General features: G+C 49.0%; 14 protein-coding genes and 1 other RNA gene. 13 read left to right on the forward strand and 2 right to left on the reverse strand.

What is annotated here, in order from left to right; all coding sequences use genetic code 11:
• Positions 1–167: 167 nt before the first annotated feature.
• The 7 genes from rprA to EOS97_RS22625 all read left to right on the forward strand — a co-directional run bounded on the left by rprA (position 168) and on the right by EOS97_RS22625 (position 7,244).
• An RNA gene (gene rprA / locus EOS97_RS22595) (antisense sRNA RprA) lies at positions 168–275 on the forward strand.
• A 167-nt stretch (positions 276–442) separates the two neighbouring features.
• The gene (locus tag EOS97_RS22600) at positions 443–802 is read left to right on the forward strand and encodes a YdiL family protein (RefSeq protein ID WP_000980451.1); all 360 of its coding nucleotides are present in this window, start codon (positions 443–445) and stop codon (positions 800–802) included.
• A 139-nt stretch (positions 803–941) separates the two neighbouring features.
• Positions 942–2,153, forward strand: coding sequence for an MFS transporter (locus EOS97_RS22605; protein WP_000797666.1), 1,212 nt, complete (start codon positions 942–944; stop codon positions 2,151–2,153).
• Positions 2,154–2,516: 363 nt separating this feature from the next.
• A complete protein-coding gene (locus EOS97_RS22610) occupies positions 2,517–3,752 on the forward strand; it encodes an MFS transporter (protein WP_000081210.1) in 1,236 nt (411 codons plus the stop codon).
• A 66-nt stretch (positions 3,753–3,818) separates the two neighbouring features.
• Positions 3,819–4,685 (forward strand): quinate/shikimate dehydrogenase, encoded by an 867-nt coding sequence (gene ydiB / locus EOS97_RS22615; protein ID WP_000383488.1) that lies wholly within the window; start codon positions 3,819–3,821, stop codon positions 4,683–4,685.
• 44 nt (positions 4,686–4,729) lie between these two features.
• Positions 4,730–5,488 (forward strand): type I 3-dehydroquinate dehydratase, encoded by a 759-nt coding sequence (gene aroD, locus EOS97_RS22620; protein ID WP_000860221.1) that lies wholly within the window; start codon positions 4,730–4,732, stop codon positions 5,486–5,488.
• A 154-nt stretch (positions 5,489–5,642) separates the two neighbouring features.
• On the forward strand, positions 5,643–7,244 hold the full coding sequence (locus EOS97_RS22625; RefSeq protein WP_127836204.1) for an acyl CoA:acetate/3-ketoacid CoA transferase: 1,602 nt from the start codon (positions 5,643–5,645) through the stop codon (positions 7,242–7,244).
• Here EOS97_RS22625 and EOS97_RS22630 read toward each other — a convergent pair.
• A protein-coding gene (locus EOS97_RS22630; protein ID WP_095033700.1) for an IS1-like element IS1B family transposase occupies positions 7,238–7,935 on the reverse strand; the annotation gives its coding sequence in 2 pieces (ribosomal slippage) (positions 7,238–7,686 and positions 7,686–7,935; 699 coding nt in all). The genes EOS97_RS22625 and EOS97_RS22630 overlap by 7 nt on opposite strands.
• 93 nt (positions 7,936–8,028) lie before the next feature.
• Between EOS97_RS22630 and EOS97_RS22635 the strand changes: the two genes are divergently transcribed.
• Positions 8,029–9,180, forward strand: coding sequence for an acyl-CoA dehydrogenase (locus EOS97_RS22635; protein WP_000347819.1), 1,152 nt, complete (start codon positions 8,029–8,031; stop codon positions 9,178–9,180).
• Positions 9,181–9,255: 75 nt separating this feature from the next.
• Here EOS97_RS22635 and EOS97_RS22640 read toward each other — a convergent pair whose 3' ends face one another.
• The gene (locus EOS97_RS22640) at positions 9,256–10,146 is read right to left on the reverse strand and encodes an AraC family transcriptional regulator (protein WP_000284832.1); all 891 of its coding nucleotides are present in this window, start codon (positions 10,144–10,146) and stop codon (positions 9,256–9,258) included.
• Between the two features lie 462 nt (positions 10,147–10,608).
• Here EOS97_RS22640 and EOS97_RS22645 point away from each other — a divergent pair, with 462 nt between their 5' ends.
• From EOS97_RS22645 to fadK, 5 genes are all read left to right on the forward strand, one after another.
• Positions 10,609–11,373 carry an electron transfer flavoprotein gene (locus EOS97_RS22645; RefSeq protein ID WP_000692095.1) on the forward strand — a complete coding sequence of 255 codons (765 nt, stop codon included), beginning with the start codon at positions 10,609–10,611 and terminating at the stop codon, positions 11,371–11,373.
• Positions 11,374–11,394: 21 nt separating this feature from the next.
• Complete coding sequence (locus EOS97_RS22650) at positions 11,395–12,330, forward strand: electron transfer flavoprotein subunit alpha (protein ID WP_001015879.1); 936 nt, start codon at positions 11,395–11,397, stop codon at positions 12,328–12,330.
• A gap of 56 nt (positions 12,331–12,386) precedes the next feature.
• Positions 12,387–13,673 carry an FAD-dependent oxidoreductase gene (locus tag EOS97_RS22655; RefSeq protein WP_001278565.1) on the forward strand — a complete coding sequence of 429 codons (1,287 nt, stop codon included), beginning with the start codon at positions 12,387–12,389 and terminating at the stop codon, positions 13,671–13,673.
• Positions 13,670–13,963: a ferredoxin family protein gene (locus tag EOS97_RS22660; protein WP_000093362.1), complete on the forward strand. Its 294-nt coding sequence runs from the start codon at positions 13,670–13,672 to the stop codon at positions 13,961–13,963. Before EOS97_RS22655 ends, EOS97_RS22660 begins: the two co-directional genes overlap by 4 nt.
• 89 nt (positions 13,964–14,052) lie before the next feature.
• Complete coding sequence (gene fadK, locus EOS97_RS22665; RefSeq protein WP_000117492.1) at positions 14,053–15,693, forward strand: medium-chain fatty-acid--CoA ligase; 1,641 nt, start codon at positions 14,053–14,055, stop codon at positions 15,691–15,693.
• Positions 15,694–15,703 lie beyond the last annotated feature (10 nt).

Genomic DNA, 15,703 nt, shown 5'->3' on the forward strand with positions numbered 1-15,703 from the left:
TTGCCGCCCGATGCTTTAGCGACGTTTATCAATTCAACGCACACCCCATTTTGATTCGCCCGTCTGTTCCCCGCCGCATCTCATTTCTGTCGCAAATCCGTTACAGTTTTTAAACTATTGAGACGAATCTGATCGACGCAAAAAGTGCTCATGCCTACTATTAGCACACGGTTATAAATCAACACATTGATTTATAAGCATGGAAATCCCCTGAGTGAAACAACGAATTGCTGTGTGTAGTCTTTGCCCGTCTCCTACGATGGGCTTTTTTTTTAACTTTTTTCGCTGCATTGTTACATAAGCCAGCTCCCGTTTCCCTTCAACACCGCGATATCTGCAACGAACAAATAATATTGCACAAAATAGTGTGATTCTGTTCAAGTCGAAACGGTGTCGGTGGTGCTATTTATAGCATCACTTTTTTCATATAAAAGCCTAAAAAATGATGAACGCGTTAGAACTACAAGCACTACGGCGTATTTTTGATATGACGATTGAAGAATGCACAATCTATATCACCCAGGATAATAATTCGGCAACCTGGCAACGATGGGAAGCTGGCGACATACCCATCTCTCCAGAAATCATTGCCAGGCTGAAGGAAATGAAAGCCAAGAGACAGCGACGAATTAACGCCATTGTTGACAAAATAAATAACCGCATCGGCAATAATACAATGCGTTACTTCCCTGATTTATCTTCTTTTCAGTCCATTTATACAGAGGGGGATTTTATCGAGTGGAAAATTTATCAATCTGTTGCTGCCGAACTTTTCGCACATGATCTGGAGCGGCTGTGTTAGACGTAAACTTTATCGCCGCATCGTATTGATACCGGATAGAAAACCACACAATCACGACATTGACTTGTCACCCTATCCAATATGCTTCCTGCCTGTGTATACCACTGTACGTTCAGGCGGCATCTCTGAGTCAGATAATATGAAAAATCGTTATTTCCCTACCGCTGTAGGGTTGTATTTTAATTACTTTGTACATGGCATGGGGGTTATCCTGATGAGCCTGAACATGTCATCGCTTGAACAGCAATGGCATACCAGTGCCGCTGGCGTCTCTATTGTGATCTCTTCGCTTGGTATTGGCCGGTTAAGCGTTTTGTTAATCGCCGGTATGCTTTCCGATCGCTTTGGTCGCCGTCCTTTTATCATTCTGGGGACCGCCTGTTACCTGATTTTTTTCATTGGCATTCTTTATGCTCAGACGATTTTTGTCGCTTATGCCTGTGGCTTTTTAGCGGGTATGGCCAACAGTTTTTTAGATGCAGGTACCTATCCCAGTTTGATGGAAGCCTTCCCTCGCTCCCCCAGTACGGCAAATATTCTGATTAAAGCATTTGTCTCTGGCGGGCAATTCTTGTTGCCCATTATTATCAGTTTATTAGTCTGGGCTAATATGTGGTTTGGCTGGTCCTTCCTGCTTGCCGGGGCGATCATGCTTATTAATGCTCTGTTTTTATTACGCTGCCCTTTTCCACCCTATCCTGGTCGGATATTGAAGCCCAAAATCTCGCAAGCGCCTGTCGCAGGCGTACATCATTGCTCCCTCATCGATCTTATCAGCTACACCCTTTATGGCTATATCTCGATGGCAACCTTTTACCTTATCAGCCAGTGGCTGGCGCAGTATGGACAGTTCGTCGCAGGAATGTCGTATACCCAATCCATCAAACTGTTAAGTATTTATACCTGCGGCTCGCTACTCTGCGTTTTTATTACTGCCCCGCTGGTCAGAAAAACAATTCGCTCTACCACATTATTGATGTTTTATACCTTTATCTCTTTTATTGCGCTTCTGACGGTCTGCCTGCATCCTCAGGCCTATGTTGTTATGATCTTCGCATTCGTCATTGGATTCTCTTCCGCCGGTGGCGTAGTACAAATCGGCCTGACGCTGATGGCGGCCCGTTTTCCACAGGAGAAAGGTAAAGCGACCGGCATTTATTACAGCGCCGGCAGTATCGCGACGTTCACTATTCCGTTGATCACAGCGCGGATTTCAGAAATGAGCATTGCACATATTATGTGGTTTGATACCGGTATCGCCGCAGCGGGATTTCTCCTCGCGCTGTTCATCGGTTACCGAAGTCGGGCTGAATCACAACATCACGCTGAAGCAGCGTCAACTGCACAATAAATGTTAGCGTGCCAACTGCAATATTATTGCCTTGCTATGCAAAATAAAACGTTAGCCATTATCACCGGGAAACAAAAAATGTAATTTTCGTGTTAATTATTATTCATTATCTTCACACTTATCAGAAAAATTGCGATGAGCATCACGAGTTATATGTATTAAACAACAAATTCGCAGCAATTTTTATATTTCCTGGCTAACAAATGAAATGCTATCAATGCAATAAACCTGGCATTTTAAACGCCATGTTATGTACATATAACGACAGTACCGAATTATAGTGTTACTGAACAATCGCTGCATGTAGTAAAGCAGTAATAAGCAGGACATTGAATCAAACCATCAGCAAGGAGCTGTGAACAAATGTCTCAGAACAAGGCTCGCAACATGCCATATTTGCTGGCTGTTATCTGCATTTATTTTAGTTACTTTCTCCACGGCATGAGTGTTATTACACTAGCCCAGAACATGACCTCCCTTGCACAGAAATTCTCCACGGATAGTGCCGGTATCGCCTATTTAATCTCTGGCATTGGTCTTGGCCGTCTGGTCAGTATTTTATTCTTTGGCGTACTGTCCGATAAATTTGGCCGTCGGGCAATAATACTGCTTGGCGCCGTACTATATATGCTGTTTTTCTTCGGTATTCCCGCCAGTCCTAACCTGATGATCGCTTTCATATTAGCGGTGTGTGTCGGCGTGGCGAACTCCGCGCTGGATACCGGCGGATACCCTGCATTAATGGAGTGTTTTCCCAAAGCATCGGGCTCGGCAGTTATTCTGGTTAAAGCGATGGTCTCTTTTGGGCAAATGATTTACCCCCTTATCGTCAGCGCCTTGTTAGTCAACCATATCTGGTACGGCTACGCGGTGGTAATCCCCGGTATCCTTTTCGTCCTCATCACGTTGATGCTGTTGAAAAGCCGTTTTCCCAGCCAACTTGTCGATGCCAGTATTGCGAAAGAATTACCCCAGATGAACAGTACTCCCCTCGTCTGGCTGGAAGGCGTAGCTTCCGTTTTATTTGGCGTCGCCGCGTTCTCAACCTTCTATGTGATTGTGGTCTGGATGCCTAAATATGCGATGGCCTTCGCCGGAATGGCGGAATCCGACGCGCTGAAAACCATCTCTTATTACAGTATGGGATCGTTGGTTTGCGTGTTTATTTTTGCCGCATTGCTGAAAAAAATGGTTCGCCCTATCTGGGCCAATGTTTTCAATGCCGGGCTGGCGACACTCACCGCTGCGGCAATTTACCTGTATCCCTCTCCACTGATCTGTAATGCTGGCGCCTTCGTGATTGGTTTTTCCGCTGCTGGAGGTATTTTACAATTAGGTGTATCGGTAATGTCGGAATTTTTCCCTAAGAGTAAAGCTAAAGTCACCAGTATATATATGATGATGGGGGGCGTAGCTAACTTTATTATTCCACTGATCACCGGTTATCTCTCTACTATTGGCCTGCAATATATCATTTTGTTAGATTTTTCCTTTGCACTACTGACATTTATCACCGCCATTATTGTATTTATTCGCTATTATCGCGTATTTAAGATCCCGCAAAACGATGTCCGATTTGGCGAGCGTTATTTCCAGTAAAAATGTTAACTATGCGCAACAGGCATGCGCCCTGCTCTGCACTGTCCACTTATTAAGGAGTATAAAATGGATGTTACCGCAAAATATGAATTAATTGGTCTTATGGCGTATCCTATCCGTCATAGCTTATCGCCCGAAATGCAAAACAAAGCGTTAGAAAAAGCGGGGCTACCGTATACCTATATGGCTTTCGAAGTGGATAACACGACGTTTGCCAGCGCCATTGAAGGACTGAAAGCATTAAAAATGCGCGGTACGGGCGTCTCCATGCCAAACAAACAGCTCGCGTGTGAGTATGTCGATGAATTAACGCCAGCGGCAAAACTGGTTGGCGCTATCAACACCATTGTTAACGATGACGGCTATCTACGCGGCTACAACACGGATGGTACGGGCCATATTCGGGCAATTAAAGAAAGCGGTTTCGATATTCGGGGAAAAACCATGGTGCTGCTCGGCGCGGGAGGCGCGGCTACCGCCATTGGCGCCCAGGCAGCCATTGAAGGCATTAAGGAAATTAAACTGTTTAACCGTAAAGATGACTTTTTCGAAAAAGCGGTTGCCTTTGCGAAGCGGGTGAATGAAAACACCGATTGCGTCGTTACCGTCACCGATCTTGCCGATCAGCACGCTTTTACTGAAGCGCTTGCCAGCGCAGATATTCTGACGAACGGCACCAAAGTTGGCATGAAACCATTGGAGAACGAATCCCTGATCGGCGATGTTTCCCTGCTCCGCCCTGAATTGCTGGTCACCGAATGTGTTTATAATCCGCATATGACAAAGTTATTGCAGCAGGCGCAACAAGCTGGTTGCAAAACAATTGATGGTTACGGCATGTTGTTATGGCAAGGAGCCGAACAGTTTGAACTGTGGACAGGAAAAGCATTTCCATTGGACTATGTGAAGCAGGTGATGGGATTCACAGCCTGACCGGTAAAATTATAATTGCGACGAATGACAATGAAGGGTACCAAATGAAAACCGTAACTGTAAGAGATCTCGTGGTTGGCGAAGGCGCGCCAAAGATCATTGTGTCGCTAATGGGAAAAACCATTACCGATGTGAAATCGGAAGCACTCGCCTACCGTGAAGCGGATTTCGATATTCTGGAGTGGCGCGTTGACCATTTTGCCAACGTGACAACGGCGGAAAGCGTACTTGAGGCCGCCGGCGCCATCCGGGAGATTATCACCGATAAACCCTTGCTATTTACCTTCCGCAGCGCGAAAGAAGGCGGCGAACAGGCACTAACCACCGAACAGTATATCGCTCTGAATCGTGCAGCGGTTGACAGCGGTCTGGTCGATATGATCGATCTTGAGCTTTTTACCGGCGACGATGAGGTGAAAGCCACCGTCGGCTATGCTCATCAACACAATGTTGCGGTGATCATGTCTAACCATGATTTTCATAAAACGCCCGCAGCGGAAGAGATTGTTCAGCGTCTGCGTAAAATGCAGGAACTGGGCGCCGATATTCCGAAGATCGCCGTCATGCCGCAGACTAAAGCCGATGTCCTGACCTTACTTACCGCCACTGTAGAAATGCAGGAGCGCTATGCGGATCGTCCGATTATTACCATGTCGATGTCGAAAACCGGGGTAATATCTCGTCTTGCCGGCGAAGTGTTCGGTTCTGCAGCAACGTTTGGCGCGGTGAAAAAAGCATCTGCGCCGGGACAAATATCGGTAGCCGATCTGCGTACCGTATTAACTATATTGCACCAGGCGTAATACTTTATCGTGTGGCAGAATATTCTCTTTCTGCCACAATAAAAATAAATAGTTATCTGACATGAATATGTTCCATATTCATTGAAAGCCGCTGTCTTTATTACCTTAACACGGTTATATCGATATTGCTTTCAGGGATAATAGTGGAGTAAATATGAAACTCAATAAGCCATCACGCATTAATGGCCGCGTTCCCGTGCTCTCTGCACAAGAAGCAGTAAATTATATTCCAGACGAGGCCACTTTATGTATTCTGGGCGCAGGCGGCGGTATTCTCGAAGCGACAACATTAATTACCGCACTGGCAGATAAATATCAAACAACCCAGTCACCACGAGATTTATCTATTATTAGCCCCACCGGATTAGGTGACCGCGCCGATCGCGGCATCAGCCCGCTGGCGCAGGAGGGGCTGGTAAAATGGGCGCTATGCGGACATTGGGGGCAATCTCCCCGTATTTCTGAACTGGCTGAAGAAAATAAAATCGCCGCCTATAACTACCCACAAGGCGTATTAACCCAGACACTGCGCGCCAGCGCCGCACACCAGCCGGGTATTCTGAGCGATATTGGTATTGGTACCTTTGTCGACCCTCGCCAACAGGGCGGAAAATTAAACGACGTGACTAAAGAAGATCTCATTAAGCTGGTAGAGATCGATAATAAAGAATATCTCTATTATAAAGCGATAGCGCCTAATGTGGCTTTTATCCGCGCCACCACCTGCGACAGCGAAGGCTATGCATCATTTGAAGATGAGGTGATGTATCTTGATGCGCTGGTGATCGCCCAGGCCGTTCACAATAATGGCGGTATTGTAATGATGCAGGTGCAGAAAATGGTAAAAAAAGCCACGCTGCATCCAAAATCCGTGCGTATTCCCGGCTATCTGGTGGATATTGTGGTTGTCGACGCCGACCAGACGCAACTGTATGGCGGCGCGCCGGTGAACCGATTTATCTCCGGGGATTTTACTCTTGATGATAGTACCCAGCTTACCCTGCCCCTTAATCAGCGCAAGCTGGTAGCCCGACGCGCGCTGTTTGAAATGCGTAAAGGCGCGGTAGGCAATGTGGGCGTAGGCATTGCCGACGGTATTGGTCTGGTCGCTCGCGAGGAAGGCTGCGCCGATGACTTCGTGCTGACCGTGGAAACAGGCCCGGTGGGCGGTATTACCTCTCAGGGCGTGGCCTTCGGTGCCAATGTCAATACCCGCGCGATCCTCGATATGACCTCACAATTTGATTTTTATCACGGCGGTGGGCTCGATGTCTGCTATTTAAGTTTTGCCGAAGTGGATCAACACGGTAATGTCGGTGTACATAAATTCAACGGCAAAATTATGGGCACCGGCGGGTTTATCGATATTAGCGCAACGTCGCAAAAAATTATTTTCTGCGGAACTCTGACGGCCGGAAGTTTAAAAACTGAAATTACCGATGGCAAATTAAATATTCTGCAGGAAGGTCGCGTCAAAAAATTCGTCAGCGAACTGCCGGAAATTACGTTCAGTGGAAAAATTGCGCTTGAGCGCGGGTTAGATGTGCGTTACATCACTGAACGTGCGGTTTTCACTCTCAAACAAGATGGCCTGCATTTAATTGAAATTGCGCCTGGCGTCGATCTGCAACGGGATATTCTTGACAAGATGGATTTTTCACCGGTTATCTCACCAGATTTAAAACTGATGGACACAAGATTATTTACCGATAGCACTATGGGATTCACGCTTCCGGTAATGACTCCAACTTATTGATAGTGTTTTATGTTCAGATAATGCCCGATGACTTTGTCATGCAGCTCCACCGATTTTGAGAACGACAGCGACTTCCGTCCCAGCCGTGCCAGGTGCTGCCTCAGATTCAGGTTATGCCGCTCAATTCGCTGCGTATATCGCTTGCTGATTACGTGCAGCTTTCCCTTCAGGCGGGATTCATACAGCGGCCAGCCATCCGTCATCCATATCACCACGTCAAAGGGTGACAGCAGGCTCATAAGACGCCCCAGCGTCGCCATAGTGCGTTCACCGAATACGTGCGCAACAACCGTCTTCCGGAGCCTGTCATACGCGTAAAACAGCCAGCGCTGGCGCGATTTAGCCCCGACGTATCCCCACTGTTCGTCCATTTCCGCGCAGACGATGACGTCACTGCCCGGCTGTATGCGCGAGGTTACCGACTGCGGCCTGAGTTTTTTAAATGGCGGAAAATCGTGTTGAGGCCAACGCCCATAATGCGGGCGGTTGCCCGGCATCCAACGCCATTCATGGCCATATCAATGATTTTCTGGTGCGTACCGGGTTGAGAAGCGGTGTAAGTGAACTGCAGTTGCCATGTTTTACGGCAGTGAGAGCAGAGATAGCGCTGATGTCCGGCGGTGCTTTTGCCGTTACGCACCACCCCGTCAGTAGCTGAACAGGAGGGACAGCTGATAGAAACAGAAGCCACTGGAGCACCTCAAAAACACCATCATACACTAAATCAGTAAGTTGGCAGCATCACCCACGCTTCCTGACGCAACACATTAAAAGGAGTACAAATATGGATTTTTCATTAACTGAAGAACAAGAACTATTACTGGCCAGTATTCGCGAGTTAATCACCAGCAATTTTCCGGAAGAGTATTTCCGTACCTGCGATCAAACGGGCACCTATCCCAAAGAATTTATGCAGGCGCTGGCGGAAAACGGTATTTCGATGCTGGGCGTCCCGGAAGAATTCGGCGGCATTCCGGCTGACTATGTAACGCAAATGCTGGCGCTGATGGAAATCTCAAAATGCGGTGCTCCGGCCTTTTTGATTACCAACGGCCAATGCATTCACAGTATGCGCCGTTTTGGTTCCGCAGAACAACTGCGTAAAACAGCAGAAAGTACTCTGGCCACCGGCGATCCAGCATATGCGCTAGCCTTAACAGAACCTGGCGCGGGATCTGATAATAATAGCGCCACAACAACCTGGACGCGTAAAAACGGCAAGGTTTATCTTAACGGTCAGAAAACGTTTATCACCGGTGCAAAAGAATATCCTTACATGCTGGTTCTGGCGCGCGATACGGAGCCAAAAGATCCTAAAAAAGCGTTCACGCTTTGGTGGGTGGACTCAAATAAACCGGGCATAAAGATTAATCCGCTGCATAAAATTGGCTGGCACATGTTGAGTACATGCGAAGTTTATCTCGATAATGTCGAGGTGGACGAAAGCGACCGGGTCGGTGAAGAAGGCATGGGTTTCCTCAATGTCATGTACAATTTTGAGATGGAGCGTTTGATTAATGCGGCGCGCAGTACAGGTTTCGCCGAATGCGCATTTGAAGATGCCGCCCGTTACGCCAACCAGCGTATCGCCTTTGGTAAACCCATCGGCCATAACCAGATGATCCAGGAGAAGCTGGCGTTAATGGCCATCAAAATCGAAAACATGCGCAATATGGTGTTGAAAGTCGCCTGGCAGGCCGATCGGGAAGAGTCACTGCGTACCAGCGCCGCGCTGGCTAAGCTGTACTGCGCACGCACAGCGATGGAAGTGATTGACGATGCGATTCAGATTATGGGTGGGCTTGGTTATACTGACGAAGCCCGTGTCTCCCGCTTCTGGCGCGATGTTCGCTGCGAACGTATCGGTGGCGGCACGGATGAAATTATGATCTATGTGGCAGGACGCCAGATTCTGAAAGACTATCAGAACAAGTAAGGATCGTACCGGAACGTCTTATTCGGCCTGACTGCTTTACGGCATCAGGCCGAATAAATCAGATATATTTCGCCGTCAGGTATTTGGCAGCAAATACGCCTGCTCAACCAGACTATTTTTAAATTGCTTACGATAATCGTTGGGAGAACATCCTACATGCCGCATAAACAATTTGGCAAAATGGTCCACATTTTCATATCCTACCCGCCATGAAATTTCTGCCAGTGGCGACTCAGTGTTTGTCAGCGCAAACTTGGCCTCGGTCATACGTCGTTGAATAACATAGTTGATAGGGGATATATGATATTCTTTGGCAAATTCATGGCATATATAGCTGACGCTGGCACGAAATTTTTTCGATAGCTGGTCAAGCGTGATTTTTTCACGATAATTATTATTGAGATAAACAAGCACATCCTTAATTAATACATCTTTTTTAATGTAGCCTTGTTCAGAACGATAGGCATTTTTAAAATTTTCATAGTAAAGTGCGGTCAGAGTGTAAGCAAATGCATCGTATACAGAGGAAGCCAATACGTTTTTCCCCTGCGGAAGTAACACGCTTAATTCATTAAAGATACTTTTAATGACCTCTTTCCCCTGAACCACGGAAACCACCGGACAGGAATGACTCTGCAATAGTTGGTTTTCTTCCCAACCTGGAAAACAAAACCCATACAGCGCACAGGTATAGGTGGTAGCCGGCGAATTGCTGTCGGATGCTACAGCGTGTAGCCGCCCCCGCTCAACGACGACAATATCGTCCGCATGCGCGACGTAGAGTGAAGAGTCAATAATTAACCTGGCTATCCCTTTTTTGACGTAAATAAGCTCTGTTTCATTATCATGCATATGATGGCCAGACTCCCAGTTTGGATCATCGCTAATGACAAAACGTGAAAATCGAGGGGTCTTGTCCTGTTCAAAAATCGTCTCCGCGGCGGAGTCAAAACAGCGCTGATACATAATAACCTCTGTCAGGTTTAAAAAGATAACCTGGATAAAATAAAGCGAGCGTCAGTGTTGTACAACCGTGGAGATTACCAGCAAAACAAGATTATTCGTTCCGAATGCAAGATATTATGTTCTTTTGCAGACAGCTCAGATTACCTGTCGATAGCGTATTATCAGACAAAAATACATAGCCGACATATCTTTGATGTTTTCTTTTAACCTCACAGAAACAACATCGCACGTTTCATGTTAAAAAATGATGATATGCTTCGCACTTATTATTCTCACTACCGTATTTATATTTTTATGACGCCCTTTTCAGATGGTTGCTAACGATTCTCTGTTCGCAGATTTTTTGTGCAAGATTGTTGGCAAGGAAAACAGATTGACCCATCGTAAACCTCTTCAGACTGCCGCAGACTATTTTCAGTCAGATTTACGTTACTTATCCGCACGCGACTCACTGGAGATGCAATGAAAATAATAACCTGCTTTAAGTTGGTGCCTGAAGAACAGGACATTACCGTGACCCCGGAGCATTCGCTCAATTTTGATCGTGCCGAGGCCAAAATCAGCCAGTTTGATTTAAATGCAATTGAGGCCGCCGCGCAGTTAGCTGGCGATGGCGACGAGATCGCCGCGCTCACCGTCGGCGGCTCTCTGTTACAAAATTCAAAAGTCCGCAAAGATGTGTTATCCCGCGGGCCGGATGCGCTTTTTATGGTTCAGGATGCGCAACTGGAGCACGCCCTGCCCAAAGAAACCGCGCTGGCGCTAGCATCCGCGGCGGAGAAAATCGGCTTTGACCTGCTGCTCTTTGGAGAGGGCTCCGGCGATATTTATGCCCAACAGGTGGGCCTGCTGACTGGCGAACTCCTGAAACTCCCCGTCATCAACGCAGTAAGCCATATTCAACGCGACGGCGACAAAATCATCGTTGAACGCACACTGGAAGAAGACGTTGAAATTATCGAGCTCACCCTGCCCGCGGTGCTTTGCGTGACCTCAGATATTAACGTTCCACGCATCCCGTCAATGAAAGCCATTCTCGGCGCCGGGAAAAAAGCCGTTACGTCGTGGCTGGCGAGCGATATCCACTGGACCCCAACCACGCCACTGGCGGAACTGGTCGCCATCTCGGTACCGCCGCAGACAGAACGCAAGCATATCATTCTCGATAACGATTCGCCGGAAGCCATCACCGCACTGGCCGACCATTTGAAAAAATCCCTGAACTAAGCCCAACGGAGAAAAATTATCATGAATCATTTAGCTAACGTATGGGTATTTAGCGATAACGTAGAGCGTTATGCCGAATTAATGACCGGCGCGCGGCAGTGGGGAGAAAAAGTTTACGCCATCGTGCAAGGAAACACGGAGATCGACTACGTGAAAGCGCTTGGCGCTGATGAGATAGTCATTCTTGAATCGCATACGGATTTGCAGCGCGTGGAAAACTATGCCGAAACGCTGGCCTCGTTATTAGGCGACCAAAATGGGCTGCTGCTCATGGCGGCGACCAAGCGCTGTAAAGCGCTGGGCGCCCGGCTGAGCATCCAGCTTGACGCCGTGATGGTGAACGACGCGACGTCTATTGACCTCCTCGACGGGACGCTACACGCAGAGCATCGCATGTACGGCGGACTTGCTTTCGGCAAAGAGAAATTAAACAGTCCGCAGGCGATTATTACGCTGGCACCCGGCGTGCTGGAACCCGCCGCCCCTCTCCCCGGTCATACTTGCCCGCAGACCACGCTGGCATATATTGCCCCACGCCACGAGGTATTGTGCCAGCAGCGGCGCGCGAAATCGTTAAGCAGCGTCGATTTGAGCAAAGCCAAACGGGTCATCGGCGTAGGACGAGGTCTGGCGGCGCAAAGCGATCTGGATATGGTGCATAAACTGGCGGCCGTCCTCGGCGCAGAAGTGGGCTGTTCCCGCCCCATTGCGGAAGGTGAAAACTGGATGGAACGTGAGCGTTATATTGGCGTATCCGGCGTTCTGTTGAAATCCGATCTCTATCTGACGCTGGGCATTTCCGGCCAAATTCAACATATGGTGGGTGGAAACGGCGCAAAAATTATTGTCGCAATTAACAAAGATAAAAACGCGCCCATTTTCAATTATGCCGATTATGGCCTGGTGGGCGATATCTATAAGGTTGTTCCTGCCCTCATCGACCAGTTAAGCCGCTAATTCCTTTTTCAACGCACATCTCCCGTCGTCGATACGGCGGGAAAGGAGCATAAAGCATGTCGGATGATAAATTTGACGCTATTGTGGTGGGCGCAGGCGTAGCAGGAACGGTCGCCGCGTATGTGATGGCAAAAGCGGGACTGGATGTACTGGTTATTGAACGCGGAAACAGCGCGGGCAGCAAAAATATGACCGGTGGCCGGCTCTACGCTCACAGTATCGAAAGTATTATGCCGGGATTCGCAACGTCCGCCCCCATCGAACGCGTCGTTACCCGTGAAAAAATCTCCTTTTTAACCGAAGAAAGCGCCGTCACACTTGATTTTCACCGCGCGCCCCCTACTCCGCCCCTTACGTCATATACCGTACTGCGCAACAAACTGGACCCGTGGCTAATGGCGCAGGCGGAACAGGCTGGCGCGCAGTTTATCCCAGGTGTACGGGTCGACGCTCTGGTACGTGAAGGCAATCGCGTCACTGGCGTTCAGGCCGGGGATGATATTCTGGATGCGAATATTGTGATTCTCGCGGACGGCGTGAATTCCATGCTGGGCCGTTCGCTGGACATGGTGCCTGTCTCTTCTGCGCATCACTATGCCGTCGGCGTAAAAGAGTTGATTGGGCTCTCTCCGGCACTTATTGAAGAGCGCTTTAATCTGGCGTCCCATGAAGGCGCCGCCTGGTTATTCGCTGGCGCGCCCTCCAACGGGCTCATGGGCGGCGGGTTTCTTTATACCAACCGCGATTCGGTTTCTCTGGGGCTGGTATGTGGCCTGGGCGACATTGCTCACGCGACCAAAAGCGTACCGCAAATGCTGGAAGATTTTAAACAGCATCCGGCAATACGCCCTTTGATTCAGGGGGGAACGCTGCTTGAATACTCCGCTCATATGGTGCCCGAAGGCGGCATAGCAATGATGCCGGAGCTGGCAAATGACGGCGTGATGATTGTCGGCGACGCCGCCGGTCTTTGCCTGAATCTCGGTTATACCGTCCGCGGCATGGATTTAGCCATCGCGTCCGCGCAAGCGGCCGCTCAAACCGCCATTGACGCTAAAGCGCGGCAAGATTTTTCCGCCGCGAGTCTTGCCGGTTACAAACGCGCGCTGGAGAAAAACGGCGTGTTACGCGATATGCGGCATTTCCGCAAACTCCCCGGATTAATGGAAAACCCACGGCTTTTTACCGAGTACCCGCGAATGGCGGCAAACATTGTGGGCGATCTGTTCACCGTTGATGGCGGTCCAGTCCCACCGTTGCGTAAAACTATCCTGTCACATGCGAAAAAAATTGGACTGGTGAATCTATTAAAAGACGGCATAAAAGGGGCTACGGCATTATGAGTTCGGACAATAAGGTGAATGTTGACGTCAAATTGGGCGTAAATAAATTTTACGTAGATGAAGGACACCCACATATCATTTTGCGCTCCTCGCCTGACATGCAGGAGTTTAATAAATTAATAAAAGCCTGCCCTGCCGGACTCTATAAGCTGGACGATGCGGGAAATATTCATTTTGACTCCGCGGGCTGCCTGGAATGCGGGACCTGCAGGGTTCTCTGCGGCAATACTCTTCTCGAAAAATGGGAATACCCGGCGGGAACGTTCGGCGTTGAGTTTCGCTACGGCTGACGCTCTGAAACACCGGATAACGACGCTACGGCGTCTTATTCGGCTTGCCCCCGGAGATTACGTCATTTGTATTAATAGAGAACAAGTCAATGAGTGTTACATTAACGTTTGACGCCGCAAGGCGGAAAACCTATCGCGAGTCCGGCTACTGGGGCGATGCTTCACTGGGCGACTACTGGCGGCAAACCGCACGCGCCGTACCCGATAAAATCGCCGTGGTCGATAATCATGGCGCGTCCTGGACCTACGCCGCGCTCGACTGCGCGGCAAGCCGCCTGGCAAACTGGTTACTGTCTCAGGGGATTCAACCGGGCGATCGCGTGGCCTTTCAGCTTCCGGGCTGGTGTGAGTTTACCCTCATTTATCTGGCCTGCCTGAAAACGGGCGCGGTATCTGTCCCGCTACTTCCCGCCTGGCGAGAAGCAGAGCTGGTTTGGGTGCTGAACAAATGTCAGGCAAAAATATTCTTCGCCCCCACCGTGTTCAAACAGAATCGTCCGGTCGATCTTATCCTTCCGCTACAAAATCAACTGCGCCATCTGACGCATATTGTCGGCGTGGATAAACTGGCGCCTGCCACCACAGCGCTTGCGCTTAGTCAAATCATCGACCGCAGCGAACCGTTGCAGTCAGACATTAACATTCACGGTGATGAACTGGCGGCAGTGCTGTTTACCTCCGGCACAGAAGGAATGCCGAAAGGGGTGATGTTGACCCACAATAATATTCTTGCCAGCGAACGGGCGTATTGCGCGCGGTTGAATTTAACCTGGCAAGATGTGTTCCTGATGCCTGCGCCACTGGGCCACGCCACCGGATTTTTACACGGCGTCACCGCGCCCTTTTTAATCGGGGCGCGTAGCGTATTGCTGGACATCTTTACCCCAGAAGCCTGCCTTACCTTATTAGCGCAGCAACGCTGTACCTGTATGTCAGGCGCGACGCCGTTTATTTACGATCTGCTTTGTGCCGTTGAGCAACAGCCTGCCGACCTCTCCTCACTGCGATTCTTCTTATGCGGCGGCACGACTATTCCCAAAAAGGTTGCCCGCGACTGCCAGCAGCGCGGTATCAAATTATTGAGTATTTACGGTTCTACAGAAAGTTCTCCACACTCGATGGTTAATCTGGGTGATTCGACTTCACGCATGATGAACACCGATGGTTATGCCGCCACCGGTGTAGAAATTAAAATCGTGGATGAAGATCGCAATACGCTTCCAGCAGGCCACGAAGGCGAAGAAGCCTCGCGCGGGCCGAACGTTTTTATGGGATACCTGGACGAGCCGGAACTTACCGCCCGCGCACTGGATAATGAGGGCTGGTATTACAGCGGCGACCTCTGCCGCATGGATGAAGACGGTTATATCAAAATTACCGGGCGCAAAAAGGATATTATTATACGTGGAGGTGAAAATATCAGCAGTCGCGAGGTGGAGGATATTTTATTGCAACACCCCCGCATACACGATGCTTGCGTCGTTGCTATGCCTGATGAACGCTTAGGCGAACGTTCATGCGCGTATGTAGTCTTAAAACCGCCGCACCTTTCGCTGACGCTGGAAGAGGTGATCGCTTTTTTCAGTCGAAAACGGGTAGCGAAGTATAAATATCCGGAACGGATCGTCATCGTAGAAAAACTGCCCAGAACCGCCTCTGGCAAAGTGCAGAAGTTTCTGTTGCGGCAGGATATTATTGAGCGGCTGCGCCAGGAGCACACTGCGGTATAAATTGCCGGAT

Source organism: Salmonella sp. SSDFZ54 (assembly GCF_004010735.1).
In the GTDB taxonomy this organism is placed as follows: Bacteria; Pseudomonadota; Gammaproteobacteria; order Enterobacterales; family Enterobacteriaceae; genus Salmonella; species Salmonella enterica.